Source organism: Pantoea sp. Taur (assembly GCF_009830025.1).
Lineage (GTDB): Bacteria > Pseudomonadota > Gammaproteobacteria > Enterobacterales > Enterobacteriaceae > Pantoea > Pantoea communis.
This window is the reverse complement of sequence record NZ_SZZZ01000001.1, coordinates 410,372-437,233: the sequence shown is the minus strand read 5'-3', so window position 1 is coordinate 437,233 and position 26,862 is coordinate 410,372. Positions and strand designations below refer to the sequence as shown.

General features: G+C 56.8%; 19 protein-coding genes and 1 riboswitch. Of the genes, 10 read left to right on the top strand and 9 right to left on the bottom strand.

Going from position 1 to position 26,862, the window contains the following annotated elements; all coding sequences use genetic code 11:
• Window positions 1-130: 130 nt before the first annotated feature.
• Entirely contained in the window at window positions 131-2,320 is a 2,190-nt protein-coding gene (locus FD744_RS01960) for a TonB-dependent siderophore receptor (protein ID WP_160867090.1), read from the bottom strand.
• 276 nt (window positions 2,321-2,596) lie between these two features.
• Between FD744_RS01960 and fes the strand changes: the two genes are divergently transcribed.
• The 4 genes from fes (at window position 2,597) to entS (ending at window position 13,931) form a co-directional block, all read left to right on the top strand.
• The gene (gene fes, locus FD744_RS01955) at window positions 2,597-3,952 is read left to right on the top strand and encodes an enterochelin esterase (RefSeq protein WP_160867089.1); all 1,356 of its coding nucleotides are present in this window, start codon (window positions 2,597-2,599) and stop codon (window positions 3,950-3,952) included.
• Entirely contained in the window at window positions 3,945-4,166 is a 222-nt protein-coding gene (locus FD744_RS01950) for an MbtH family protein (RefSeq protein ID WP_034830344.1), read from the top strand. Before fes ends, FD744_RS01950 begins: the two co-directional genes overlap by 8 nt.
• Window positions 4,167-4,219: 53 nt before the next feature.
• Complete coding sequence (locus FD744_RS01945) at window positions 4,220-12,604, top strand: non-ribosomal peptide synthetase (RefSeq protein WP_160867088.1); 8,385 nt, start codon at window positions 4,220-4,222, stop codon at window positions 12,602-12,604.
• 70 nt (window positions 12,605-12,674) lie between these two features.
• Window positions 12,675-13,931, top strand: coding sequence for an enterobactin transporter EntS (entS, locus tag FD744_RS01940; protein ID WP_160867087.1), 1,257 nt, complete (start codon window positions 12,675-12,677; stop codon window positions 13,929-13,931).
• 137 nt (window positions 13,932-14,068) lie between these two features.
• Here entS and fepB read toward each other — a convergent pair whose 3' ends face one another.
• From fepB to FD744_RS01900, 8 genes are all read right to left on the bottom strand, one after another.
• Window positions 14,069-15,028, bottom strand: a complete 960-nt coding sequence (fepB, locus tag FD744_RS01935) for a Fe2+-enterobactin ABC transporter substrate-binding protein (protein ID WP_237449313.1) — start codon at window positions 15,026-15,028, stop codon at window positions 14,069-14,071.
• Between the two features lie 426 nt (window positions 15,029-15,454).
• On the bottom strand, window positions 15,455-16,390 hold the full coding sequence (locus tag FD744_RS01930; RefSeq protein ID WP_160867085.1) for an ABC transporter substrate-binding protein: 936 nt from the start codon (window positions 16,388-16,390) through the stop codon (window positions 15,455-15,457).
• Between the two features lie 9 nt (window positions 16,391-16,399).
• Window positions 16,400-17,134 carry an ABC transporter permease gene (locus FD744_RS01925; RefSeq protein WP_160867084.1) on the bottom strand — a complete coding sequence of 245 codons (735 nt, stop codon included), beginning with the start codon at window positions 17,132-17,134 and terminating at the stop codon, window positions 16,400-16,402.
• Entirely contained in the window at window positions 17,118-17,831 is a 714-nt protein-coding gene (locus FD744_RS01920) for an ABC transporter ATP-binding protein (RefSeq protein WP_160867083.1), read from the bottom strand. The genes FD744_RS01925 and FD744_RS01920 overlap by 17 nt, the downstream gene beginning before the upstream one ends.
• Entirely contained in the window at window positions 17,828-18,793 is a 966-nt protein-coding gene (locus tag FD744_RS01915; protein WP_160867082.1) for a HesA/MoeB/ThiF family protein, read from the bottom strand. Before FD744_RS01915 ends, FD744_RS01920 begins: the two co-directional genes overlap by 4 nt.
• A 9-nt stretch (window positions 18,794-18,802) precedes the next feature.
• Complete coding sequence (locus tag FD744_RS01910) at window positions 18,803-19,561, bottom strand: thiazole synthase (RefSeq protein WP_160867081.1); 759 nt, start codon at window positions 19,559-19,561, stop codon at window positions 18,803-18,805.
• A gap of 3 nt (window positions 19,562-19,564) precedes the next feature.
• The gene (thiS, locus tag FD744_RS01905; protein ID WP_034830370.1) at window positions 19,565-19,762 is read right to left on the bottom strand and encodes a sulfur carrier protein ThiS; all 198 of its coding nucleotides are present in this window, start codon (window positions 19,760-19,762) and stop codon (window positions 19,565-19,567) included.
• Window positions 19,746-20,690, bottom strand: a complete 945-nt coding sequence (locus tag FD744_RS01900; protein ID WP_160867080.1) for an FAD-dependent oxidoreductase — start codon at window positions 20,688-20,690, stop codon at window positions 19,746-19,748. The genes thiS and FD744_RS01900 overlap by 17 nt, the downstream gene beginning before the upstream one ends.
• Before the next feature lie 115 nt (window positions 20,691-20,805).
• Window positions 20,806-20,925, bottom strand: a riboswitch (TPP riboswitch).
• Between the two features lie 177 nt (window positions 20,926-21,102).
• On the opposite strand from FD744_RS01900, the gene FD744_RS01895 reads away from it, so the two are divergent.
• From FD744_RS01895 to FD744_RS01870, 6 genes are all read left to right on the top strand, one after another.
• The gene (locus FD744_RS01895) at window positions 21,103-21,540 is read left to right on the top strand and encodes a 6,7-dimethyl-8-ribityllumazine synthase (protein WP_160867079.1); all 438 of its coding nucleotides are present in this window, start codon (window positions 21,103-21,105) and stop codon (window positions 21,538-21,540) included.
• Window positions 21,541-21,816: 276 nt separating this feature from the next.
• On the top strand, window positions 21,817-22,686 hold the full coding sequence (locus tag FD744_RS01890; protein WP_373424349.1) for a metal ABC transporter substrate-binding protein: 870 nt from the start codon (window positions 21,817-21,819) through the stop codon (window positions 22,684-22,686).
• Window positions 22,683-23,468 (top strand): manganese/iron ABC transporter ATP-binding protein, encoded by a 786-nt coding sequence (locus tag FD744_RS01885; protein WP_160867077.1) that lies wholly within the window; start codon window positions 22,683-22,685, stop codon window positions 23,466-23,468. The genes FD744_RS01890 and FD744_RS01885 overlap by 4 nt, the downstream gene beginning before the upstream one ends.
• Window positions 23,452-24,315, top strand: coding sequence for an iron/manganese ABC transporter permease subunit SitC (gene sitC / locus FD744_RS01880; RefSeq protein WP_034830381.1), 864 nt, complete (start codon window positions 23,452-23,454; stop codon window positions 24,313-24,315). Before FD744_RS01885 ends, sitC begins: the two co-directional genes overlap by 17 nt.
• The gene (locus FD744_RS01875; protein WP_160867076.1) at window positions 24,308-25,153 is read left to right on the top strand and encodes a metal ABC transporter permease; all 846 of its coding nucleotides are present in this window, start codon (window positions 24,308-24,310) and stop codon (window positions 25,151-25,153) included. The genes sitC and FD744_RS01875 overlap by 8 nt, the downstream gene beginning before the upstream one ends.
• Window positions 25,154-25,409: 256 nt before the next feature.
• Window positions 25,410-26,789, top strand: coding sequence for a Fic family protein (locus FD744_RS01870; RefSeq protein WP_202403360.1), 1,380 nt, complete (start codon window positions 25,410-25,412; stop codon window positions 26,787-26,789).
• Window positions 26,790-26,862: the final 73 nt, after the last annotated feature.

Below are 26,862 nucleotides of genomic sequence, written 5' to 3'. Positions count from 1 at the left end.
AGTGATGACAGTCACACAAATCCAGTATTATCCGAAAACCTGTCTCCAGGTGTTTCATCTGCAGGAACACAGCACGGAATGCAAATGGGTAAAACCAGGGCACCCGCAAGGACGCCCTGCCTTATCACGCTTACCAGCTGTAGCTGACAGACGCCACAATCGAACGACCGCTGCCGTAGAAGCATGCGCTGGTGTTGCTGCATGAGGCAACATAGTGCTTGTCGGCCACGTTGTTGACGTTCAACTGCAGCGTGGTGCCACGCAGTGAGTTAGCCGCTTCGCCCAGCTCATATTTCGCCATCACGTCATACAGCGTGTAGTGCGGAACCTTGTCCTGACCGATGGAATCCGCCCAGGCGGTGCCGGTGTAACGCACACCGCTGCCGAGCGTCAGACCGTTCAGCGCACCACTCAGGAAGCTGTAGCTGCCCCAGGCAGATGCGGCATGGCGCGGAATGCTGGAAGGCGTTTTGCCAACCTGCGCCGCGGTGTTGCTCTCCTTGGTTTCCGCATCGGTAAAGGTATAAGCCGCCATCACCTTAATTTCCGGGGTGATTTGCGCGTGCGCTTCCGTCTCGATCCCTTTGGACTTCACCTTACCGATCTGTTCGTTGTAACCCAGTTCACTGTTGTAAGAGGTGATGTTTTTCTGTGTGATATCAAACGCGGAAACGGTGAACACCGCATCCCAACCCACTGGCTGATATTTGATACCAATTTCCGTCTGCTCACCTGTAGTTGGTGCGAACGGATCGCTACCCGGCGCACCGGTGCTCAGGTTAGGTTCGAATGAGGTGCTGTAGCTGACATACGGCGACAGGCCATTATCGAAGGCATACAACAGACCGGCACGGCCGGTGAACTTGCTGTCATTTTGCTGGGTGGTGGTGTTCTCAATGCGATCCTGCGTGCGCACTTCTGACCAGTCCTGGCGACCGGACAGCAGCAGATTCCATTGATTCCATTCCAGCTGATCCTGCAAATACACGCCAACCTGATCGAGCTTTTTGCGCGTGCTGGTGTTTAACGCCAGATCGCTCTCGTTGATTGTTACGCTGGTCGGATTCGCCCAGTCGAGAATGTACTGATCACCGCTATCGCGCCACAGTTTGTTATCGACATCGCTCCATTTGTAATCCAACCCGCCCAGCACGGTATGCGCAACGTTGCCAGTATCGAACGTTGCTTTCACCTGGTTATCAATGCCCAGTTCTTTGGACTTGATTTTGTCATGCTGCGGACGACGGTTGATCTGATGGTCACTGCCATCCACATCGAAGGTATAGACCAGGTATTTGTACGACTCATCCATGTTGCTGTAACGCATATTCTGCGTGAAGCTGATGTTGTCGTTAAAGTTATGCTCGAAGATGTAGCCAACCGAAGTCTGCTCGCGTTTCGCTTCGTTAAAGCTCGGGTCGCTGACGTTGAAATCGTAAGGAATGTAGCCCGCGCTGGTATTAAACAGTGTGCCGTTGGCAGGCAGGAAGTTACGATATCCGGCCTTTGGCTCGTTCTGGTACATGGTCAGTAGGGTGAAACTGGTGTCCGCGTTGGGCAGCCAGGTCAGCGCCGGGGCAATGGCCATGCGCTGCTGTTTGTTATCTTTCACGAACTCATGTTTGGTGCTGGCAATACCGTTGAGACGATAAAACAGCGTGTTGTCGTCATTCAGTTTGCCGCCGAAATCAAACGCCGCTTCGCCCAGATGCTGATTACCGGTGCTGAGCTGAACTTTATGAATGCTCTGCGCGGTTGGGCGCTTGCTGGTCATCGTGATGACACCGCCGGGGTTAACCTGGCCGTACAACACCGATGCCGGGCCATGAATCATCTCCACACGCTCCAGCAACCATGGGTCGATCTGTCCTGCCGCGCCAGCCTGGCCGGATAAGCCATAGCTCAAGCCATCGAGGAATTTCGGTGCATAGCGGAAACCACGCGCAATGATTTCATCGTTACGGTTCGAGTTGCCACGGTAGTTGGTCAGCACGCCGCTGGTGTAGCTCAGAGCATCCGCTACCGACGGCGCTGCCTGATCGTCCATCTGCTCACGCGTAATCACCGAAATCGATTGCGGGGTTTTACGCAGTGGGGTCGAGGTTTTCGTTCCAGCAGCGCTCTCTTTCGCCACATAGCCTTGCAGCGGAGACGTCACGCTTTCACGCGTATCTGCATTCACGGTGATGGTTTCTTCCGCCGCGACGCTGAAAGTGGCAGGCGCCACCAGCAGAATTGAGGCCAGTGACAGGTGAAGACGGGAGAATCTGAACGGAAGTGCCACAGCAGGTATTGCTAAATTTTTTGCTTTAACGGACATAGTTGCCATCTCTATTTCAAACTGCCTTGTCGATGAAATAATCCGTCCATTCCCCTTCACCCAATGGCGAAAGCTGTAACGGATTGAAATATAACTTCCTCTGGTAAAACGCGGCCCTGAATCCCCCTTAAAAGCCTATTTCAGAATAATCATCTGAAAAATAGGGGATTTATTCGGCGAAAAAATAATATTGCAAATGTAAATCGTTATCAATAGCATTTGCATTACGTTTGTTAATGTAAAGTCTTTGAAGAAAATGTGGAGAGAGATTGCAGGATGTTTCTCAGTGACCCAGAACAAATGACGCAAATCTGGTTGCCCACTGGAACAGTTACCCAGTGGTTACAGCAGGACGATCTCGGCAGCCATCGCTGGTGGGAACAGCTTCATCGGGCGGGTACGCCGGTGATTGAGCATGAGGCAGATGGCGAAACGCGCATGCATTTCTTCTGGCGCGATCCAGAAGGCCGTTCCGAGTTATCGTCTACCAAAAAGGTTTATATCGATATAAACGGCGTCACCGATCATCACAGCCAGGCGCCTGAATCCCTTGTTCGCGTCGGCAACAGTGATGTCTGGCATTGGTCGACGCAGATCGAATCTGACTGGCGTGGCAGCTATAGCCTGATCCCGGTGACCGCTGAGCATTTGCCCCCGCTGTTCTGCGGCAGTGACAAAACCTGCCGGGTGCTGCAACGCAAATGGTGGATTTCGCTGATGCCACTGGCGATCCCCGACATGCTTAATCCTTCGCCCCCGTTTCTGAGCAGCCGCCGTTTTGCGCTGAGTAATGCGCATATGCCCGACGCGCCGGATCAATCTGCCTGGCAACAGTTGGATGCCGGATTGGCCGACACCTGGCCGGATGGCCTGCAAACTTTGCAGTGGCACAGCGATCTGCTCAACGTCACGCGTCACGTCTGGCTTTACACCACCGGACAGACTGCGCAACCGGATCAGCGCCCGCTGGCGATTCTGCTGGATGGGCAGAATTGGGTATACGGGCAGCCGATTTTCAGCGCCCTCGTTCAGAGCACCGCAGCAGGTGAACTGCCGCCTGCCTGCTGGTTATTTATCGACGTGATCGATAGTCAGCATCGCGAGGTGGAGCTGCCCTGCAACGAAACCTTTTGGCAGGCGGTGCAACAGGAACTGTTGCCGCTGGCGCGCCAGCATGCCGCTTTCAGCAGCGATGCCAGCCGCACGTTGGTGGCGGGTCAAAGCTACGGTGGCCTCGCTGCGCTGTACGCCGGTCTGCATTGGCCAGAGCGCTTTGGCCGCATCCTCACGCAATCCGGCTCGTTCTGGTGGCCGCACCTGCAATACATCCGCGATTACGCTAACCGTGAACGTCACGCTCCGGGTCTGCTGTTGCAGCGCTTACAGGACAACGCCCTGCCCGCTGGCAAGTTGAAGATTTTCCAGGAAGTCGGCGATCGCGAGCAGGACATGTTGTTCGTGAATCAACAAATACGTCCCGCGCTGGAAGCCGCCGGACATGAACTGTTTTTCCGCTGCTACGCCGGAGGGCACGACGCGCTGTGCTGGCGCGGCGGCTTGATCGACGGCTGCCGCTGGCTGCTGGCCGATCTTCTCTCTGATCCAACCTCAAAAGGTAACCACCATGTCTGAACAACAAAATCCGTTTGATAACGACGCGCTCGATTTTCTGGTGCTGATCAACGCGCGCCAGCAGTACAGCCTGTGGCCCGCATTTGCTCAGGTGCCTGCGGGCTGGCAAAACGTGGCGGGTCCGCTGCCGCGTGCCGCAGCGATTGAGTACATCGAAACACACTGGCAGGACATGCGACCAGCGACGCAACAGACGTCGTCCAGCGCACATTAATTTTTCGCTTTTTAACTTTTCCTTTTTCGATTTTTTTAGACGGGAACATTCCTTTGGCATCGTTAATCACGCATTCACCTGCGTATCCTTTGGTGGCGGCTCAGCCCGGCATCTGGATCGCTGACGCTATTGCGCAGCAGCGCAATCAATTTACCGTGGCGCACTACAGCGTGCTGCACGGCGACATCAACCGCGCCGCCCTGGACAGCGCCATCCGCCAGACGATGGCGGAAGCCGATACGGTGCAGGCACGCTTTGGCCTCGATGAAAACGGGAATCCCGCGCAATGGTTTGGCGCGCAGGCACTGGTGCTGCCGGAGTGGCATGACTTCAGCCAGCGCGCGGACGCCACCGGTCAGGCGCATAAATTGATGCAGACCGATCTGCGCGCCGAACTGGCGGCCGACGGTGATAAACCGCTCTATCGCCACGTATTAATGCGCGTGGGTGATGGCAACTGGTGGTGGTACCAGCGTTATCACCATCTGCTGGTTGATGGTTTCAGTTTCGAAGCACTGACGCAGCGCGTGGCGGCCATCTATGCCGAACTGTGCCGTGGCGACGAACCCTCGCTTTCACCCTTCACGCCGTTTAGCGAGGTGATTGATGAGTATCAGCAGTGGCAGGCATCCCCGGCTTTTTCCCGTTCCGCCAGCCACTGGCAGACCTATGCGGCTGACCTGCCCGAAACTTTAACGCTCTCCAGTGAAAGCGTAACGGATGCTGGCGATCGTCCGATCAGCTGCCACGTCGCGCTGCCGGAGTTGACAACGTTGCGCCAGCACGTGGCGTTCCAGGATTGCAGCGAAGGCGATATTGTCAGTGCCCTTCTGGTGGCTTATCTGGCGCGCATTAGCGACAACTCGCGCTTAGCGATTGGCTTTCCGTTTATGCGCCGCATGGGCTCAGCGGCACTGACGACGTTGGGGCCGGTGGTCAACGTGCTGCCGCTGATTTTCGATATTCCTCAACAGACAGACTTAACCGCGCTGGTGCAGCAGGTGCAGGCGGAAATCCGCAAAGCCCGCCGTCATCAGCGCTACGAAGCTGAACAACTGCGTCGCGATCTGGGTTTGGTCGGCAGCAGCCAACAGCTTTACGGGCCGGTGATTAACGTCAAGGTCTACCATGATGATCTGCGATTCGATGGCATTCCGGCGGCGACCCACACCTTAGCCATGGGCCCGGTTGACGATATCGAGTTTGAAGTGGGCTTCCGTGATGGCGCATTGCAGTTAACGCTGGTGGCTAACCCGACGCGCTACGACGCGCAAATGTTACAGCGTCACGCCGATCGCATTCGTCATCTTCTCATGCAGTTCGCTGCAGAACCACAATCCACCCTCGATACGCTTTCGATCATTGCTCCGGACGAACAGGCTGATTTACAGCGCTGGTCCACTGGCCCAGAATTTATCCCGCCTGCGGGGGCGACCACCATCGTGGATATGCTGCTGCAACGCACGGCACAAAGCGCTGACCTGACGGCAGTCGTCTGCGGCACACAGTCACTGACGTATCGCCAGCTGACCGACCGCGCCATGCAACTGGCACATGCCTTGATGGCGCGTGGCTTACAAGCAGAGGACGTGGTGGCGATCGGTATTCCGCGCTCGGTGGATTCGCTGGTCGCCATCTTTGGTGTGCTGGCGAGCGGCGCGGCCTACATGCCGCTAGACCTCGACTATCCACGTGAACGTCTGGCACTGATGTGCGACGATGCGCAACCCGCATTATTGCTGACTCACTCCACGACACTGGCGCAGATGCCGGCCCTTCCCGCGCTGTGCATCGATCAGCTGGAGAGCGAACTGGCGGCACAGCCGACCAGCATACCGAGCACCCTGCTGTGCGGTGACGATCTCGCCTACATGATTTATACCTCCGGTTCAACCGGCCGGCCAAAAGGGGTAATGAGCACGCACCAGGGATTGCTGAATCTGTTCCTGTCACATCGCGAACATCTGTTTGGACCGGCGATTGACCGCTTCCACGCCAGTAACCCGCGCCGCATGCGCGCCGGTCATACCGCGTCGTTCTCATTCGACTCTTCGTGGGAACCGCTGTTCTGCATGCTGATGGGCTGCGAGCTGAATATCTTCGACGAAGAGCTACGTCGCGATGCCTGGGGTTTGATTCAGCAGATGAACGCGGTGCCGGTCGATCTGCTGGACATCACGCCGTCATTCTTCTCTCAGATGATCGACAGCGGATTACTGGAAGCGGAAAACCACCGCCCTGCGTTTGTCATGATTGGCGGTGAAGCGGCCACGCCGACGTTGTGGAGACTGATGCAGCAACAGCAGCAGATGGAAATCCACAATTACTACGGCCCGTCTGAGTACACCATTGATACCCTCGGTGCCAGCGTGCTGGCTTCCCCGCAGCCGGTGATTGGTCGCCCGGTGGGCAACAGCCAGGTTTATCTGCTCGACAGCCAGTTGCGTCCGGTGCCGATTGGCTGCACCGGCGAACTCTATATTTCCGGAACCGGCATCGCGCGCGGGTATCTGCGCCGCCCGGATCTGACAGCCGCCCGCTTTGTGGCTAACCCCTTCCGCGAAGGCGAGGTGATGTATCGCAGCGGCGATGTGATGCGCTGGCGTCAGGATGGTCAACTGGCGTTTATCGGACGCGTGGATCACCAGATCAAAGTGCGCGGGTTCCGCGTCGAACTGGGTGAAATTGAAAACGCGCTGGTGGCGCTGCCCGAAGTCAGTACCGCAGTGGTGATTGCCGAAGTGATGGGCGCCACGCACCGTCTGATTGGTTACTGCTCAGTGCAGGATGATGTCCTGCGCGCCGATCCGCAACTCAGCAACCGCTTGCTGGCGCAGTTGGGTAGCCAGTTGCCGGACTATATGCTGCCAGCCGTGCTGATGGTGCTGGATGACCTACCACTGAATGTGAATGGCAAAATAGACCGCCAGGCTCTGCCGAAACCTCATCAGGCTCAGCAACAGCAAAGCCGCGCGGCGCGCACCCCGCAGGAAGCGTTGATTTGTCAGGCGATGGCCAGCCTGCTCGGGCTGGAGAGCGTCGGCGCAGAAGATGACTTCTTCTCACTCGGTGGTGACAGTATTTCGGCAATGGGCCTCAGCACCGCCGCTCGCCGCGCTGGTTATATGCTTCGCCCACGTGACATTTTTGCCGAACGCACCGCCGCACGTATGGCGCAAGATCTCGCCCCTCTAACGCAACACACTCAACATGCCCGCGTGTCGCAAAAGGGCGCGATTGGTGGTCTGCCGATTCTGCACTGGTTCCATGCGCAGGCGGGCATTAACGCGCGCTTCGCTCACGGCGTGCTGCTATCGGTGCCACCTGAGCTGCAACTTTCGCAGCTGGAACAATTGATTGAGCAGCTCGCCAGCGCGCATCCGGCGCTCAACGCTTTCACGCGTAATACACTGTTGGTGGTGGGCGAACCGCTGCCTGCGCGTCCTGCACGTTGTCGTGTTATCGAAGTGTCAGCACGTGACCAGGCCGCCGATCTGGCCTTCCGTGACGATGCAGCACGCCTCGATCCGGCGACAGGATCATTGCTACAGGCAACCCTGCTTCAGACACAAGGGGCAAGCTGCGGATTAGTGTTAACGCTGCACCATCTGGTGGTGGATGGCGTGTCATGGCGAGTATTACTGGATGAACTGCAACAGGCCGGTGATGCACTGCTAAGCGGTACACCGATCACGTTGCCTGCCGAAGAGACCTCGCTGCATGACTGGTCCGCTACGCTGCTGGCTAACCTGGCATCACGCGCCAGCGAAATGCCGTTCTGGCAACGCATGCTGGAACAGCCGCTGCCGGCGCTGGGTGAGCGTGCCTTAACTAGCAGCGAGCGTGTCTTGCATCAGCGCACCCTGCTGGATGTGGCCACCAGCTCTGCCTTGCTACATACCCTGCCGCAGCAATTCCGTGCCACCAGCGAAGAGTTACTGCTGACGCTGCTCTCACTGGCGCTGCGCAGCATGAACGGCAGTGCGTTACAACGCGTGACGCTGGAGTCACACGGCCGTGCCGAGTTGCACGATCATCAGGATCTGGCGCGCACGGTGGGCTGGCTGACAGCGGAGTTTCCTCTGCTGCTCGCCCTGCCTGCTTCGGCCGACCTCAATGACAGCGTGCGCGCGGTGAAATCCGCGCTGCGTGCCGTGCCGGATCGTGGCATCGGTTATGGCCAGCTGCGCTGGCTGGATGCCCATCGCGGCATCACCCTGGCGAAACTGTCCACCGACCATGCGCCACAGGTGCTGTTTAACTATCTTGGCCGCTTTACCCAATCCGCCGGCCACTGGCAGCCCCAGCGGACCGCGCAGCAGTTCCGCGACACTTTTGCGGTGATCCAGGACGATGCTATGCCGTTACAGCACGCACTGGAACTCAACGTGTTTGTTGATGACCAGCAGCTGGCGCTGAACTGGAGCTGGGCGGAGGGCGTCTTGCATGCCGATCAGATTGAGCAACTGCATCAGGCCATCGCTCTGGGTGCGCAACAGCTTTGCCACTTCGCAGAGCAACAGCCACAGCAGGCCGCCAACACGCTGGTCGCGGCGGAAATCAATCTTGAAGGCGTTGATGATGCGCTGCTGCAACGTTTGCGCGCACGTCACGGGGCGTTTAGCCACGTCTTGCCGCTGCTGCCGTTGCAGAAAGGATTACTGTTCCACGCGCAGACCAGTGGCGCGCAAGGCAGCTATAACTCACTGACGCGATTAACCCTTAGCGGTGATGTGTCGGTAGCATCGGTGCAGCAGGCGCTCAACCAGGTGTTGCAGCGCCATCCGCAGCTCGCCGCCAGGTTTGATAGCGAACTCAGTCTGCAACCCTTGCAGTTGCTGCCGGAAGGCGATCTGCATTGGCCGCTACAGGTGCTGAAAGTCGAGGATATTGACGCCACTGAACATCAGGCGCTGTCACAGGATCTGTTCCGGCAGCCGGTGATGTTGCAGGCGACGCTGATCCCACATCGCCATGAAGCACGCTGGACGCTGCTGCTCAATGCGCATCATCTGGTGGTGGATGGCTGGTCAACGCCGGTGATTTTAAACGATTTACTTAGCGCATTGCGTCAACAGCCGCTGGCCGCCCAACGCACCCATTATGCCGACATCGTGCGCCAGCTTAGCCAGCGTGATGAGCATCAGTCTCGCCAGCAGTGGCAAGAATGTCTGCGCGACGTGCGGCCCACATTGCTGTATCCCAATGCCGCCGAGAGTGCTGTTCAGGAAAAACGCATTACGCTGGACGCCACGCTGGAGCGCGAACTCTATGCGCTGTGCCGCACTCGCGGATTGACCCTCAACACCGTGATGCAGGGCCTGTGGGGCATGATGTTGTCGATTGCCAGTGGTCAGCAGGACGTGATATTTGGCGCGCCGGTTTCAGGTCGTTTCGGCCAGATTGAAGGGATCGATCAACATGTCGGTCTGTTCAGTAACACGCTGCCGGTGCGCGTGCGGTTTGATACTCAACGCCCGTTGCTGGAGCAGTTAGCCGCGCACCAAAATCATCAGATCCAGCTGATTGAGCAGGATTGCCTTGGACTGGCTGAAATCCAACAGCTGGCGGGTGCGAGTACGCTATTTGATACCCTGCTGGTGGTGGAGAACTACCCTGATAATCAGACATTACTCGACGCCAACGCGAAGGTGCGCTGCGACGCGATCCACAACCGCGGCTATACCCACTACCCGTTAACGCTGCTGGTGCTGCCGGGTGAACAGTTGACGCTATTAATGGAATACCGCGCCTGCGTCACCGATGCCGAGCGTCTGGCTGAACGCCTGTTGCTGCTGTTACAGCAGCTGGTGACCACACCGGATCTGCCGTTAACGCAGTGGCGTTTGCAAACCCTCGCCGAGCAATCGCTGCTCGAGTGGGTGAATAACACCGGCGTGCAGCTGGAAAATGAAACCCTACAACAAGCCATCGCCCAGCAAGCCGCACGCACACCGGACGCGCTGGCGCTGTGTGATGTTGAGCATCAGCTCAGCTACCGCGAGATGCAGCGTCAGGCCACATTGCTGGCCGATCGACTGATCGAAGCGGGCGTGATGCCAGGCGATATCGTAGCCGTTGCCTTGCCGCGTTCGGTTCGTCTGAGTATTGCCCTCACTGCCATCTTGCAGGCGGGCGCAGCCTGGTTACCGCTGGACATTGGCTATCCCGATGAACGTCTGGCGTACATGGTGGACGATGCACGACCGTGGGTGGTGATCACCGAGTCGGCGCTGGAAAATCGTTTTGCTGGCTTTGGCACTCTGATGATGTTCGATCGCCTTGCCAGTGAGCAGAGTGTGGCGCGTAATACGTTGCCTAAACCTGACGCGCAGCGACCGGCTTATGTGCTTTACACCTCAGGTTCGACCGGCAAGCCAAAAGGTGTGGTGGTCAATCAGCGCGCCATCGTTAACCGCTTGCGCTGGATGCAAGCCAGCTATCCATTGCGTAGCGACGACGTGGTGTTGCAGAAAACACCGTGCAGCTTTGATGTTTCGGTATGGGAGTTCTTCTGGCCATTGATGACCGGCGCACAGCTGATGATGGCGCCGCCGGATGCCCATCGCGATCCACAGGCGTTGTGGCAGTTGATTGACGATTACCAGGTCACCACCCTACACTTCGTTCCGTCGATGCTGGCCGCCTTTGTCGGGCATGTCAGTGCGCAAACCGATCGCGCCTGCGCTTCACTGCGCCGCGTATTTTGCAGCGGAGAAGCGCTGGCCTGCGATCTGGCGCGCAGCTATCAGCAGGTGATCGCCGCTCCGCTGCATAATCTGTACGGCCCGACCGAAGCCGCCGTGGATGTCACATGGCAACCCGCCAGCGGTAGCGCGCTCGAAGGCCTGAATGGCCCCGGCGTGCCGATTGGTCGTCCGGTGTGGAACACCCAACTGCATATCCTCGATAACCTGCTGCGCCCGGTGCCAGTCGGCGTGCCGGGCGATCTCTATCTCAGCGGCATCCAGCTGGCAGATGGCTATTTGCATCGCGCCGATCTTACCGCGCAGCGCTTTATTGCCGCTCCGTTTGCTGATGGCGAACGTATGTACCGCACCGGTGATATCGCCTGCTGGCGTGAGGATGGCGCCGTAGAGTATCTGGGGCGCAGCGACGATCAGTTAAAGATGCGCGGACAACGTATCGAACCGGGTGAAATTGAGCAGGCGCTGGTGGCATTGCCGGGCGTGGCGCAGGCAGTCGTGGCTGCGCGCAATTTGACACAACAGGCGGCGGCGGGCGTCGATAATCGCCAGCTGCTCGGCTGGCTGGTGGCTCAGCCTGGCGTGGCACTGGACATCGAACAGGTAAAACAGCAGTTGAGCACTCGCCTGCCCGCCCACATGCAGCCGGTGAGCTATTTGCTGCTGGACGATTTGCCCCTCAGCGCTAACGGCAAACTGGATCGTAAAGCGTTGCCGTTGCCGCAACGCAGCACGCAGGCTGGCCGTCTGCCGGAAACGCCTCACGAGCAGATGCTGGCAGAACTGTTCCAGCAGCTACTGGGATGTGAGCAGGTGTATGCCGACGATGATTTCTTTGCATTGGGCGGTCATTCCCTGCTGGCGATGCGACTGGCAGCAGAAATGCGCCGCCGTGTAGCGCAGCCAGTAAGTGTCGGGCAGATCATCGCCGCACGCAGCGTGGAGAAACTGGCAGCGCTGTTGTCAGGCGATGCCAGCGACAGCAGCGGCAACGGGGAACTGCTGCCACTGCGTGCCGGTCAGGGGCCGACGCTGTTCTGCATCCATCCGGCATCAGGGTTCGCCTGGCAGTACAGCGCGCTGCTGCACTATCTCGACGGCGATTTCCCGATTGTGGGGCTGCAATCACCGCGCCCGGCGGGTGTTATCGCAGCCTGTACAAGTCTAGAAGCCATGTGCGATCGCCATCTGGCTGTGATTCGCGAGCAGCAGCCGCATGGGCCTTATTTCCTGCTGGGCTACTCGTTGGGCGGCACGCTGGCACAAGGCATTGCGTCGCGTCTGCAGGCCAATGGCGAAAGCGTGGCCTTCCTTGGTCTGCTGGATACTTACCCGGCCGAAGGACAGGACTGGCGCACGCCCGATGCTGAAGAGGCGGAGCAGGAAGTGGCGCGGGAACAGGCCGAGTTTATGGCTGCTACTGAAGATGAGCGCGATCCCCTGTTACGTGCCGAGAAAGCCGCGATGTTTAGCACCATCGTCGCCAACTACAAGGACGCAGTCGCACGGCTGGCGGAAGCGCGTACGCCGCGTTATGCCGGTAAAGCCACGCTGTTTATGGCGGAGAAAACCCTGCCTGCCGACATGGATGTGCCGGCGACCTGGAAACCGTTTGTTTCAGACCTGGAAATCTGGCCGCTGGATTGCGAGCACGCTGACATTTTGTCTGCCACCTCGCTGAAAGTGCTGGGTCCGCTGATCAATCGTTTGTTATCTGAGAGTCGCTCATAACACCCGGCCTTTGGCCACTTAATGTGGGCGCACTGATGTGCGCCCCTGCTCGTTTTAACAATGGATATTTATGGCTAAGCCTTCAATTTTTCTTGATTTCAGCCTGCTGAAAAACAACGCCGCGTTTCGCGCTATCTTCTGCGCCCGCATGCTATCCGTATTTGCGCTGGGCATGCTGGCAGTGGGCGTGCCGATCCAGATTCAGGCCATGACCGGCTCGACCTTGCAGGTCGGCGTGGCCGTGATGCTGGATGGCATCGGCATGTTTATTGGCCTGCTGCTCGGGGGCGTGCTGGCGGATCGTTATGATCGCCGCAAGCTGATCCTGTTTGCGCGTGGCACCTGTGGTATCGGTTTTGTGTTGCTGAGCCTGAACGCGTTTAGTCCTGCCCCTTCATTGTGGGCGCTCTATTTCCTCGCCTTCTGGGACGGATTTTTTGGTGCACTGGGCATGACGGCGCTGATGGCGGTGATTCCGCTGATTGTAGGACGCGAGCATCTGGCGGAGGCCGGTGCGTTAAGCATGTTAACCGTGCGGCTGGGTGCGATCCTGTCTCCGGCGCTGGGTGGCATGATTATCGTGGCGGCAGGAGTTGGCTGGGCGTTTGCCGTGGCCGCCCTCGGCACGCTGGCGACGCTGATCCCGCTGGTACGGCTGCCCGCGATGAAACCGGAACAGCAGGAACCTGAACACCCACTGCGCGCGCTCGCCAGCGGCATTCAGTTTGTCTGCCGACATAATGTGGTGGGTGCCGCCGTACTGGTCGGCTTGCTGCTGAGTATGGTGGGCGCGGTGCGCATCCTGTTCCCGGCACTGGCGCAAACGTGGCAGGTTGATGCTTCGGCGCTCGGGCTGATGTATTCCGCCGTGCCGTTGGGTGCGATGATCGGCGCATTCACCAGCGGCTGGGTGCGACAGTTGTCACGACCAGGCCTGGTGTTGCTGGTGAGTGCACTGGCTGCCTTTGGTTGCATCGCTTCTTTGGGGCTGTATAGCCAACTGATTCCGGCGTTGCTGGCATTGGTGGCTTATGGCTACAGCAATGCCATCGCTTCCCTGCTGCAATTCATCCTGATCCAACATCATACGCCAGATGCCCTGTTGGGTCGGGTCAACAGCCTGGGCACCGCGCAGGATGTGAGTGGCGATTCGCTGGGCGCATTAGGACTCGGCGCGTTAGCACGCGCATTGAGCGCGCTCAACAGCGTGCTGTGGTTCGGCGGCGTGGCCGCGGGTTTACTGCTGCTGGTCGCGCTGGCCGCACGCGGTTTGCGCACGGCACAGCTGCATCATGAACCACCGGCCACTGAGCAAGCCGCTGCTTAGTGCACAAACTGCCGTTCTATACTGCTGAGTATAATGCTGCCGATTAGTGTGCAAACTGCCGCTCAATACTGCTGAGTATAATGCTGCCGATTAGTGTGCGAACTGCCGCTCAATACTGCTGAGTATATTGCTGCCGATTAGTGTACGAACTGCCGTTCAATGCTGCTGAGCATATTGCTGGCACTGTAGTAATCGAGGCGGAAAGTATCGTTACCCATGGCAAAAATGTCGTGATGCTGCACAGCGGGTAAATGCGCGAGGAAAGGATTCTTCGCTACCTGCGGCACCGTTTTTTCATCGGCGGCGAACAGCAACAGCGTATTGCCAGTGACGCCATCCGCCATCGTTTCGCCATTGAGTTGGATGATGTCGTTGCGTTTGCCCATGCTGGTACTGCCCTGCAAGTTGGCAGGCGGCATCGCCAGCGTGAAGCCCAACGCTTTCAGCAACTCTCCCTGTGCCGAAGCCGGCGTCCACACATTCATGCCCCGCCCATCTTCGTAATAGACAATCGCCGAGGTGGGCTGTGGCGGCAGGGTAATTTTGCTGCGCAGTGTCTCGACGCGTTGGTCAAACTGCGCGATTGCCTGTTTCGCCTCTGCTTCGTGACCGGTGATATTGCCAAGCTGCAACGCCAGCGCCTGCCAGCTCTTATCGCCGTAATCAACCACCAGCACGGGCGCGATGGTTTTCAGCTGATCGTAGAGTTTCAGCGCAGAGTCCCCACCGGTCGCCGCGATAACGATCAGGTCTGGTGCCTCCGCGGCTATCGCTTCCGCGTTGGGCTGGGAAACATAGAGCGGCTTGACGTGACGTGCTTTGGCGACCTCCCCCCACTGGGTAAAGAAGCCCTGGGCATCGGACACACTGCTGTTGCGACTGGTGGCGCCAGACCCAATCAGCGGCGCGTTAATCGCCAGTAAGGTGCCGCTCAACGTCACACTGGTGGAAACAATGCGCTGGGGAGGCTGCAGTAAGGTGAACGGGCCTTGCGGAGTGGGTATTGTTCGAGGCCAGCTGGCTGAGGCTTCAGCTGCGGTGGCAAGGTTGAACACGGAAATGAAGCAAAAGAAAAAAGCCAGAACGGGCAGACGCATCAGGTTATCCATCACTTGATAATTGAGAATGGATATCATTATCAAAATAAGGATGGGGTGCAAGAGGATTTGGCGGCCAGGGGCTGAGGAAAGTTGGTGAGGAGTGGTTGAGGGTTGGTGATTGGTGATTGGTGATTGGTGATTGGTGAATGGTGAATGGTGAATGGTGAATGGTGAATGGTGAATGGTGAATGGTGAATTTTAATACTGAAGTACGGATGAAGATTTAGTGGTCGTGCCGAATGGGCCAGTGGTTGCGTTCTGCGTTCTGCGTTCTGCGTTCTGTGTTCTGCGTTCTGCGTTCTGCGTTCTGCGTTCTGCGTTCTGCGTTCTGCGTTCTGCGTTCTGCGTTCTGCAGGTTAGAGCATAAAGGATGGAAGGTGAAAGTGTATTGCGGGCCAGCGAATTAGCCAGCCCGCACACCGGTTACTGCTCCAAAGAATAACGTGTCATCGGCGCCACATCTTTGATCAGCCCGTTGGCTTTCATATATTCACCAAACGCCTGATACCTTGCTTTATCAAAGGTGGCGCTGTGCCCATCAAACAGCGGCAATGTCGCTTCCCATGCCTGATGATTGAGTTTGGTGTTCAGCTCAGGATACTGCTTAATAAACGCCTTCCAGGCTTCTTCCGGATGCGCACGCAACCACACCACACCCGCGTCCAGACCGCGTAAGAATGCCGGAATACGCTTGTCCTGGGCGGCGCTCTTGTTGTTCGCCAGAATGATCAGCTCATCATAAGCGGGCACACCATAATCTTCAGGTTTAAACACGACGGGCTTCGCGCCCTTATCCTGGAGATCGATCAGCTCGTAATTGCGGAAAATGGTCATCGCGCCATCGATTTTGTGCGTCAGCAGCGCCGAAGTGGAATCCATATTCAGGCTGATTAATTTCACCGAATTGACATCCACGCCCTGCGATTTCAGCATATTGCGGATCGCCACATCTTCCGATCCTGGCACCGCATAACCCAGCGTTTTGCCGGCTAAATCCTTGAGCGAATGGATATCGCCTGACACAGTGGTCAGCGTATTCAGCGGTTGTCCAATCAGCGTACCCACGCGGATCACCGGAACATCCTTCTCCACCAGCGTGTAAAGCTGTGGCTGGTAGCTGATTGCCAGATCGGCCTTGCCTGCCGCCAGCAGCAGCGGCACCGACGCCGAATCAGCCGGGGCGATCATCTCGACATCCAGCCCTTCCTTCTTGAAAGCGCCGCTGTACTGCGCGGCAAAAATGGCTGCATGGTTAGGGTTCACAAACCAGTCGAGCAGCAGGCGAACTTTTTGTTCGGCGTGCGCGCTGGTGGTCGCCAGCAGCAGCAAAGCGGTAATCGCGTTACGTAGGGTGTTCAAGGGACGTCCTTATGTTGAGTGCCAGAGGAATTTTTTACGCAGCAATGCGACGCCGCCGGAGAGCAGCAGCGCCAGCATCAATAACAGCAACAAAGCAGCAAAGCTGGTGGCCGTTTCCAGCCGGGCGTTGGATTGCATCATCAGATAGCCCAGCCCTTCGCTGGCACCGACCCATTCGCCAATCACCACCCCAATCGGGGCCAGCACCACCGCCATCTGCAAACCGGAAAAGAACTGCGGGAGCGCTGCGGGCCAGCGCACGTGCCAGAAAATCCGCGCACGTGAAGGATTCAGCGTACCCGCCAGTTCCAGCCAGCCGGAGGGCGTACGGCACAGGCCATCAAATAGCGACAGACACAGCGGGAAGAAAACGATTAACGCCGCGACTACCACCTTGGAGGCGATGCCAAATCCCAGCCACAACACCAGCAGTGGCGCCAGCGCAAACACCGGAATCGCCTGGCTGGCGGTCACGAGCGGAAACAGCACGCGACGCAGCGTCTGGCTGCCTGCCATCAGGACCGCCAGCGTCACGCCCGTCCCAACGCCCAGCAGCAGCGCCAGCACAATCTCTGCCAGGGTAAACAGCGCGTGATGCGCCAGCAGCTGGCGATGCAGCCATAATGCCTCCAACACCGCCAGTGGCGAAGGCAGCAAAAAGTCAGGCACGCCATGGTGCCGCGCCAGCAGCCAGCCACACAGCAGCACCGCGATCAGATAGATCGCGCTAAACAGTTTTTTCATCTTGATTCAGTCGGGAAAAGAGTTCGCCCTGCGCCTGTAGCAGGCGAGGATCATCAAGGGATCGGGGAGCATCACCCGCAGGCACCGGCCAGCTTTCAACCGCTAACGGCTGGCCATGCAACAGCACGATGTCATCGGCCATACGGCAGGCTTCGAGCGGATCGTGCGTAACCAGCAGCACCGTTTTGCCCTTGAGCAGCGTGGCAGTCAGGGTTTGCAGACTGAGTTTGGTCATCACATCCAGCGTGGCGAAGGGCTCATCCATCAGCACCACTTCGCGTTGGGCATACAGTGTACGTGCCAGTGCCACACGCTGCCGCATCCCGCCTGAAAGCTTATCCGGTGAGGCTTGCGCCACCTCACTCAGCTTCACCTGCTCAAGCAGCGCCAACGCACGCGCGCGGTCCGGTTTTTCACCGTTGAGCCGAGCGGAAAGCATCACGTTTTCCAGCACCGTCAGCCACGGATACAACAGATCCTGTTGCCCCATCCACGCCACTTTGCCCGGCAACCCGCTGATATCGCCCTGTTGCGGCTGCAGCAAACCCGCCACCAGCCGCAATAAGGTGCTTTTCCCAATGCCGCTACGCCCTAATAGCACCGTGGTTTTACCGCCGCGCAGTTGCAGATTGAGTTGCTGGCACAGCGCCTGTTCGCCCCAGCTAAAGGTGATGTCGTTAAAACAGATCGGATTCATGGTCGTCGTGCCGCCAACATCGCCAGACGGGTAAACCCTCGTTCTGTTAGCACCGAGGCCGCCTGCGCCGCGCGAATGCCGCTGGCACACACCAGCACGATGCGCCGGTCCTGTGGCGGCTGCCAATCGGCTATCGCGTGCGGCAGAATGCGTTCGACGATGTTCGCTACGCTGACGGGGGCTTCTTCCACACTGCGCAACTCGACAATGCAATCATCTTTCGTCAGCAGTTGCTCATCGATAAAGGGCACGCTGTTTTCTGGCTCTTCCGCGCCGTCAAAACGAAATGCGCGCATATGCCAGTTGATGAAGTCACAGTTGATCACACTGCCGAGGGGTGAAGGTTGCAGATCCAACAGCAGGCTGAGTGCCATCTGAGCCTGCATTGCACCCAAAGTCGCCACTGCCGGTCCCATCACGCCTGCGGTGTTGCAGTTGGCTGCGGAGGCGGGTAAGCGTGGAAACAGTGCCCGATAGCTCGGCGCGCTGCCGCAGAAGCCACCGACGTAGCCCTGACGACCTAATACTGATGCACTGATCAAAGGAATCTGCGTTGCCAGACAGGCGTCGGAGAGTTGATAGGTCACCGCGAAGTTATCAGCGGCATCAATCACCAGATCGATATCCGTGAGGAGGTGCGGCAGATCGCGGGCGCCGATAGCCCGTGGCACCACCTCTATCTGCACCTCGGGATTACGTTGCAACAGCGCCTGTTGCGCACGTGCTGCCTTGCTGTGACCGATGTCCAGCATCGTAAACAGCGTCTGGCGATGAAGATTGTGTAAGGCCACTTCATCGTCGTCACACAGGCGGATAAAACCGACGCCTGCGCCAACCAGCTGCGGCAGTAATGTAGCGCCCAACCCGCCTGCCCCCACCACCAGGACGCGCGCATCCGCCAGCTTTTGCTGACCCTCGGCTCCGATTTCCGGCAGCATCATTTGCCGTTGATAGCGATCCATGATGGCTCCTTAACTCAGACTCGCCAGACCGAAGATCGGCGTGGACGCTGCCGCCATATCGCGCTTCTCCATCAAACCAGCACTGCGTGCGGCCTGTCCCGCTTCAATCGCCAGACGGAAACCGTTCGCCATGCCAACCGGATCGCCGGCTTTCGCCACGGCGGTATTGAGCAGGATGCCATCGAAGCCCATCTCCATCGCCTGTGCGGCCTGTGATGGCGCACCGATGCCTGCATCAATTATCAACGGGATGTCGCTGAACCATGCCCGCATCGCGCGTAATCCTTCAATGTTGCGCAGGCCCTGCCCGGAGCCGATGGGTGCGCCCCACGGCATCAGCAGTTCACAACCGGCTTCCAGCAGCTTCTCACCGACGATCAAATCTTCGGTGGTGTACGGGAAGACCTGAAAACCATCCGCACACAGGATGCGTGCCGCTTCAACCAGCGCAAAAGGATCGGGTTGGAGCGTGTCGGCATGACCAATTACCTCCAGTTTGATCCACGAGGTATTAAACAGCTCGCGCGCCATCTGCGCGGTGGTCACCGCCTCTTTCACCGTGTGGCAGCCTGCGGTATTCGGTAGCACGCGAATGTCCAGCCCGGTCAGCAGCTCGCGAAAAGCCGCACCCGCCGCGCCTTCACGACGCAAACTGACGGTGATGATTTCCGTGCCAGAGGCGGCAATGGCCTGTTGCAGAATCGCCGGTGATGGATAGCCCGCGGTGCCAAGCAGAAAACGTGACTGGGGAGTGAAATCGTAAAACATGTTTCAACCTCCCTGCATCGGGGACAAGACTTCCAACTGACAGCCCTCTTCCAGCTGCTGGCTGCTGTACTGACTTTTAGGCACAAAGTTGCCGTTGAAAGCGCTGGCAACGCAGGCGGCATCAATTTGCTGCTCGATCAGCAATTCGCTGAGCGTGCTGGCCTCAGTGCGGATCGCCCGGCCGTTAAGCTGAATATTCATAGGATTGTTCCCCGAAAAGGCGCTGCATCAGCTGTTCTGCCATCATTGGCGCCAGCAGAAAACCGTGGCGATACATGCCGTTAAGATAATAAGTGTCGTTTTGATAATGGATTTCTGGCAGGTTGGCCGGATAAGCAGGACGTAAACCGCTGCCGCTTTCGACTACGCGGGCTTCCGCCAGAGCAGGATGAATAGCGTAGGCCGCGCTGAGCAGTTCCATCATGGCGCGCGCGCTAATCGGGCTGGCATCGTCGCTTTCCACCATGGTGGCGCCGAGCATGAAATGGCCGTTACAGCGCGGCACCAGATAGCACGGAAAGCGCGGATGCAACAGACGAATCGGACGCGAGAACTGCACCTCTTCGCTGTGCAGAATCACCATCTCGCCACGCACCGCACGCAGACGCGAAAGGTCGGCTTTGGCATGCATGCCACGACAATCAATCACCCGACCCGAAGGGTGTTGTGCATCGAAATGCACACCGCGCTGTAACAGCTTTTCACGCATTTCGGTGAGCGCCAGGCGCGGGTCGAGATGCGCCTCCTCGGCAAAAAACAGCCCGCGCGCAAAACGCCCGGCCAGCAGAGGTTCAAGCTCACCGGGATCGACCCATTGGTGCTGTTCGGTCATGCGCGCAAAACGGTTAAGTTCCTGGCTATCGCGCGGCGGTGCCACCACCAGCGTTCCCTGATGTGCCACGCTGCTGACACGCTGTTGCCACCAGGCCGCAGCATGCTGCCCAAGAGAGATCACTTCCTGCGGTGCACTTTCGGATTCGCACCAGGGTGCAAGCATGCCGCCAGCAAACCACGACGCGGGCTGGCGAGACTCGTCGCCAATGATGTCGACTTCTTCGCCGCGTTCAGCCAGCAACGTCGCCACGCACAGACCCGCCACGCCGCAGCCTAATACCGTCCAGCGACTCACAGCAGGTTATCCGGGATATAAAGGGAATTCACATCGGCCTCTCAGTGTTGACTGAGACCCGCAGATACAGGAGGAGGGAAAGGGCGCGAGCGATCCTCTGCGCCAGACAACACCGGAGCGGTGCTGTCAGTCTTCCTACGCCAGTATCAACTGGGTCAGGTTCAAAGGGTCGCTAAGCCGCGCATTGCGCTTTTAGCCTCTCAGTCTCTTTGGCGAGACTCCCCCGACGCGTCTATTTGTATTGCAGGCGCAGGTCGCCGTCAAGCACGGATTGCCGCAGATAGCCATCACGTCATCGCATGGCATTTATCGCTACGTGCACGTTCTGGATCGAAAACGTAACATATGGTATACAAAGGCATTATTGCTACTTTTCAAGCGCAAAGAAATTACAGGTGATGTTGGACTCATTATGAAAAATATTAGAATTGCCTTTATTAAAGCCGGTTGGCACAAAGAGATTGTGCACAATGCTTTGGTGGGTTTTGAGCAAGAATTAAAAGCACAGAACGTTGAAGCTGAATTAAAAGTGCTGGAAGTGCCGGGCGCATTTGAAATGCCGCTGCTGGCAAAACGCTTAGCGGAAACCGGCAAATACGACGCGATCGTAGCGGCTGCGCTGGTGGTGGATGGCGGTATCTATCGTCACGATTTCGTTGCTGCAGCCGTGGTTGATGGCCTGATGAACGTTCAGCTGACCACCAATGTGCCAGTGTTCTCTGTCTCACTGACGCCGCACAATTTCCAGCCGGTCGATGTGCTGGAAAACTTCTATAACGAACATTTTATTAAGAAAGGCAAAGAGGCCGCGCGTGCTGCGCTGGCGATTCATAATTTGTCGATCGATTAATTCCCTCTCAGGAACACTTCATTATTCGTGGTGAAGTGTTCTTGCTCTCAATAATACCTCCCTGCCCTTAAGAACAATATGTTCTACGTTATTTCGAAAATCGCATAAGCCACTTTCATTACTCTCCTCTGCAACTTCAACTTACGTAAATTTTTGTCGTAAACAGCAAAAGGTGTACAAAAACACTTCACATTCATAGCATTCACTATAATGTATAGCACAGGCTATACTTCTCAGGGGATGACTATGTTGATCAGGCACGTTGTATCGGTTGTGATGCTTACGCTCGCGATGAGCACTTCGGCGTTTGCTGCCGACAAACTCAAAGTGGTCACTACTTTCACGGTGATCGCAGACATGGCAAAGAACGTCGCAGGTGATGCCGCCGAAGTGACATCCATCACCAAGCCCGGTGCGGAGATACATGAATACCAACCAACCCCCGGCGATATTCGTCGCGCGCAGGGTGCCGATTTAATCCTGGTAAACGGTTTTAATCTGGAACTGTGGTTTAGCCGCTTCTATCAGCGCCTGAAAGGCGTGCCGCAAGTCACAGTGACCGAGGGCATTGAACCCTTAGGTATTACCGAGGGACCCTACAACGGCAAACCCAACCCACATGCCTGGATGTCACCAGACAATGCGCTGATTTACGTCGATAACATCCGTAAAGCACTGCAAAAATACGATCCTGCCAATGCCGCCGTTTATCAGGCCAATGCGGATCGCTATAAAACGCAAATCCAGCAAACCCTGGCGCCGATGCGCGCGGAGATTGAAAAACTGCCGGAAAACCAGCGCTGGCTGGTGACCAGTGAGGGCGCTTTTTCCTATCTGGCACGTGATTTGGGTCTGAAAGAACTTTATCTCTGGCCGATCAATGCCGATCAGCAAGGCACACCGCAACAGGTGCGCAAAGTGATCGATGCAGTCAGAACTCAAAATATTCCGACCATCTTTAGCGAAAGCACCATCTCCGCCAAACCGGCCCAACAGGTCGCGCGTGAAGCGGGAATTCACTACGGCGGCGTGCTGTATGTTGACTCTCTCAGCAACAGTGACGGGCCGGTTCCGACCTACCTTGATCTGCTGCGCGTGACCACCGATACCGTAGCCAAAGGCATCACCGCCGGGAGCCAAAAATGACCCTAAATGTGCAGGATGTTAGCGTCACCTACCGCAACGGTCACACTGCGCTGCGTCAGGCATCTTTCTCCATGCCAGCGGGCAGCATCGCCGCGCTGGTGGGCGTCAACGGCTCCGGGAAATCCACACTGTTTAAGGCGATTATGGGCTTTGTGCCGCTTTCGACGGGTCAGGTCACGCTGGTCGACATGCCCGCGAAGCGTGCGCTGAAACACAATATCGTCTCCTATGTGCCGCAATCCGAAGAAGTGGACTGGAGCTTCCCGGTGCTGGTGGAAGATGTGGTGATGATGGGCCGCTACGGCTATATGAATATGCTGCGTATCCCGCGTGCGGAGGACAAACGCAGCGTGGATGAGGCGCTGGCACGCGTCGGGATGCAGGACTTTCGTCATCGTCAGATTGGTGAACTCTCCGGCGGGCAGAAAAAACGTGTCTTCCTGGCACGTGCGCTGGCGCAGAGTGGGCAAATCATCCTGCTGGATGAGCCTTTCACCGGCGTCGATGTCAAAACTGAAGCGGCGATCATCGCCCTGTTGCAGGAGCTGCGCGATGAGGGCCGCACCATGCTGGTCTCCACGCACGACCTCAACACCATTCCTGATTACTGCGACCGTTGCGTACTGGTGAAAAACACCGTGCTGGCCAGCGGCTTGTTGCGCGATACTTTCACCGCCGCCAATCTGGCGCGTACTTTCGATGGTGAAGTTCAGCAGCGCAATGCCGCGTTATTACAGCAGATTGCCGCACGCTCGGGGGCGGATCATGTCGTGGATTATTGAGCCATTTGGCTATCAATATATGCTGAACGCGATGTGGATCGCCGCGCTGGTCGGGGCGATTTGCGCGTTTCTCTCCTGTTTTCTGATGCTGAAAGGCTGGTCGCTGATTGGTGATGCGCTATCCCATTCGATTGTGCCGGGTGTGGCTGGCGCGTATATGCTGGGGTTGCCCTTCTCACTCGGTGCCTTTCTCTCCGGCGGACTGGCGGCGGGCAGCATGCTATTCCTTAACCAGCGCACGCGCCTGAAGGAGGACGCGATAATCGGACTGATCTTCTCCTCCTTCTTCGGCATCGGGCTCTTTCTGGTGTCACTCAATCCGACGTCGGTCAATATTCAAACCATCGTACTGGGCAACATCCTCGCGGTGGCGCCCGCCGATATCTGGCAGCTCGGCACCATCGGCGTGGTGACGCTGACGTTATTGCTGCTTAAGTGGAAAGATTTGATGGTGACGTTCTTTGATGAAAGCCACGCGCGCTCACTTGGGCTGAATACCACCGGCTTAAAGATCCTGTTCTTTACCCTGCTCGCGGCCTCCACCGTCGCCGCATTACAAACCGTTGGCGCTTTTATGGTGATTTGTCTGGTGGTGACACCGGGTGCCACTGCTTATCTGCTCACCGACCGCTTCCCGCGTTTGTTGATGATTGCCGTGGCTATCGGCAGCATCACTAGTTTCCTTGGCGCGTGGAGCAGCTATTTCCTTGATGGTGCCACTGGCGGCGTGATCGTGGTGGCACAGACTCTGGTGTTCCTGCTGGCGTTCGTCTTTGCGCCTAAACACGGCGTGCTGGCGGCACGGCGACGCGCTCGTCTGGCGCAGGAGGTCAACCTCAATGATTGAAATACTGCTGAGTCCTTTCGAATTCGAATTTATGAATATGGCGCTGATCATCACGCTGATTTTGTCGCTGCCGTGCGCCATGCTGTCCGCATTTTTAGTGTTAAAAGGCTGGTCACTGCTCGGCGATGCCATGAGTCACGCGGTATTTCCCGGCGTGGTGCTGGCGTGGTGGATCGGTTTTCCTTTCGCGATTGGCGCTTTTATCGCGGGCATGCTGTGCGCACTCGCCACCGGCTTTATCAGCCAGAACAGCCGCATCAAACCTGATACCGTGATGGGCATTGTGTTTTCGGGGATGTTTGGTGCCGGACTGGTGCTCTACCTAAAACTGAAACCGGAAGTCCATCTCGACCACATTCTGTTCGGCGATATGCTGGGTATTGGCTGGGCGGATATCGCACAAACCGCCGCCATTGCGCTGCTGGTGGTGCTGGTGCTAAGCGTGAAATGGCGCGATCTGTTGCTTCATGCCTTTGACCCACAACAGGCGCGCGCCTGTGGCATCAACGCTAATGTGATGCATTATGGGCTGCTGTGTTTAATTGCGCTAACCATCGTTGCCGCGCTGAAGTCGGTGGGAGTGATTTTGTCGATCGCCATGCTGATCGCGCCAGGAGCGATCGCTCTGCTACTGGCGCGGCGGTTCTTACAGGTGATGCTGCTGGCGGCGCTAATTGCCATCCTGACAGGATTTTGCGGCGTGTTCGCGTCCTTCTTCCTGGATAGCGCGCCGGGCCCCACCATCGTGGTGCTGTATAGCCTGATATTTGTGGTGACGTTTGTGAGAGTGAGCTGGCGCGAGAGAGCGAATCGTCACGGCTCAGTGGCTATCAAATAAAGTGATTTCAGGCCGCAAATCTTAGAATTGGGCCATAAATTTAATTTATTGGGCCGATAATGAGTGAAATGGGCTGTAAAATATTTATAATGGGCCGTAAATGTTCGGGGTGGGCCATAAATTATGATGCCGTGGGCCATTAACGTTCAATATGGGCCACAAATCTACCTGGTCTTAAGCTTTCAGCGAGTGCAAAGCACGGGCCAGGTAGATTTCTGATTTATGGATTTTAAGCTAATCCCAGAGGCATACGATTTTGATCCAGCCAACCTCCCCAGATGATCTTTCAAACCTTCAACACCAAATTCTCTCAACTATCGCAAGTGCCGAGTCTTCGCTTAGTTCCGGTGACCTCGCGGGCCGTCTTGGTGTGGGTCGTTCTACGATCAAACGGCATATCGAGGTTTTGCTTGGTCAAAACAAAATTACCCGGCATGGCGTTGGACGAGGGACTCGGTATACCGCGCAGGGGCCCATTAACAAGCTGCCCCAATCCGGTTCATCGGTGACGGAGAAGACCCCTGAATATCATTCCTCTTCCCTCACTACAGCTCAATCATTGCATCAATATCTAAACTTACCTCTGTCAGTAAGGGATATTTCCGGGTATGACCGAAGCTTCGTGGACAATTATATTCCGAACGAAACGTTCCTTCTGCCTCAGACGCTAGCCCTGGCCTTAATGAATGAAGGAAAAATGGTAGGGCAACAGCCCGCTGGTACCTACGCGCGAAAAGTTCTGGAGCAATTGCTCATTGATTTGTCCTGGTCATCCTCTCAACTTGAAGGAAACCGATATTCATTGCTGGCCACCGAAGAACTGTTCAAAAGTGGCGCGGCTTCGAATGATTTGGATGCCGTCATGCTGCTTAACCATAAACAGGCCATTGAGTTTTTGGTCGATGCAGTCCCTGAATCTGGATTAACTGGGCCGGTAATCAGTAACCTGCATGCCTTATTGATGCATGATTTACTGTCAAATCCAGACGAGTTGGGAGCGATCAGACGCAAAATCGTGAATATTTCGGGAACCACCTACACTCCACTACAGGCACCGTTCCTGTTACAAGAAATGTTCGACATTATTATCAAAAAAGCACGGCTGATTAATAATCCTGTGGAGTCAGCCTTTTTCCTGTGGGTCAATATCGCTTATCTGCAACCCTTTGAAGACGGAAACAAAAGAACCAGCAGGCTGGCCGCGAATATTCCGCTTATGATTTACAACAGTGCTCCACTCTCCTTTCTTGATGCTGATGTCACAAGCTATGCCTACGCGATGATGGGGATTTATGAAAAACGTGACGTGACTTTAGCCGTTAAGTTGTTCGAACATTTATATCGTCGCTCAATCAAACGCTATGCCGTCACACTGGAAGCTATGGGCGTTCCGGATCCGTTTAGACTTCGTCACCGGGAAGATTTAAACACCACTATTCGCTTAATCGTTGCAGAGGGTCAGAATATTAATTCTGCCATGCAGATGATTGATCTTGATCCTGATGACAGAGAGCGATTTATGCAGCTTTTACAGAACGAGCTACGCATATTGAGTACGTTAAATTGTGCCCGGTATCGTCTATCAATATCGCTAACGGAGCAGTGGATTCGACAAGGTCGGCCAGGTAAGTTGTGAGGCCGACTTGCAGTGTTCACACCCGTTTTTGACTAACCCGCGTCACGACTTAACGCTATAGTGGCACCCCTGA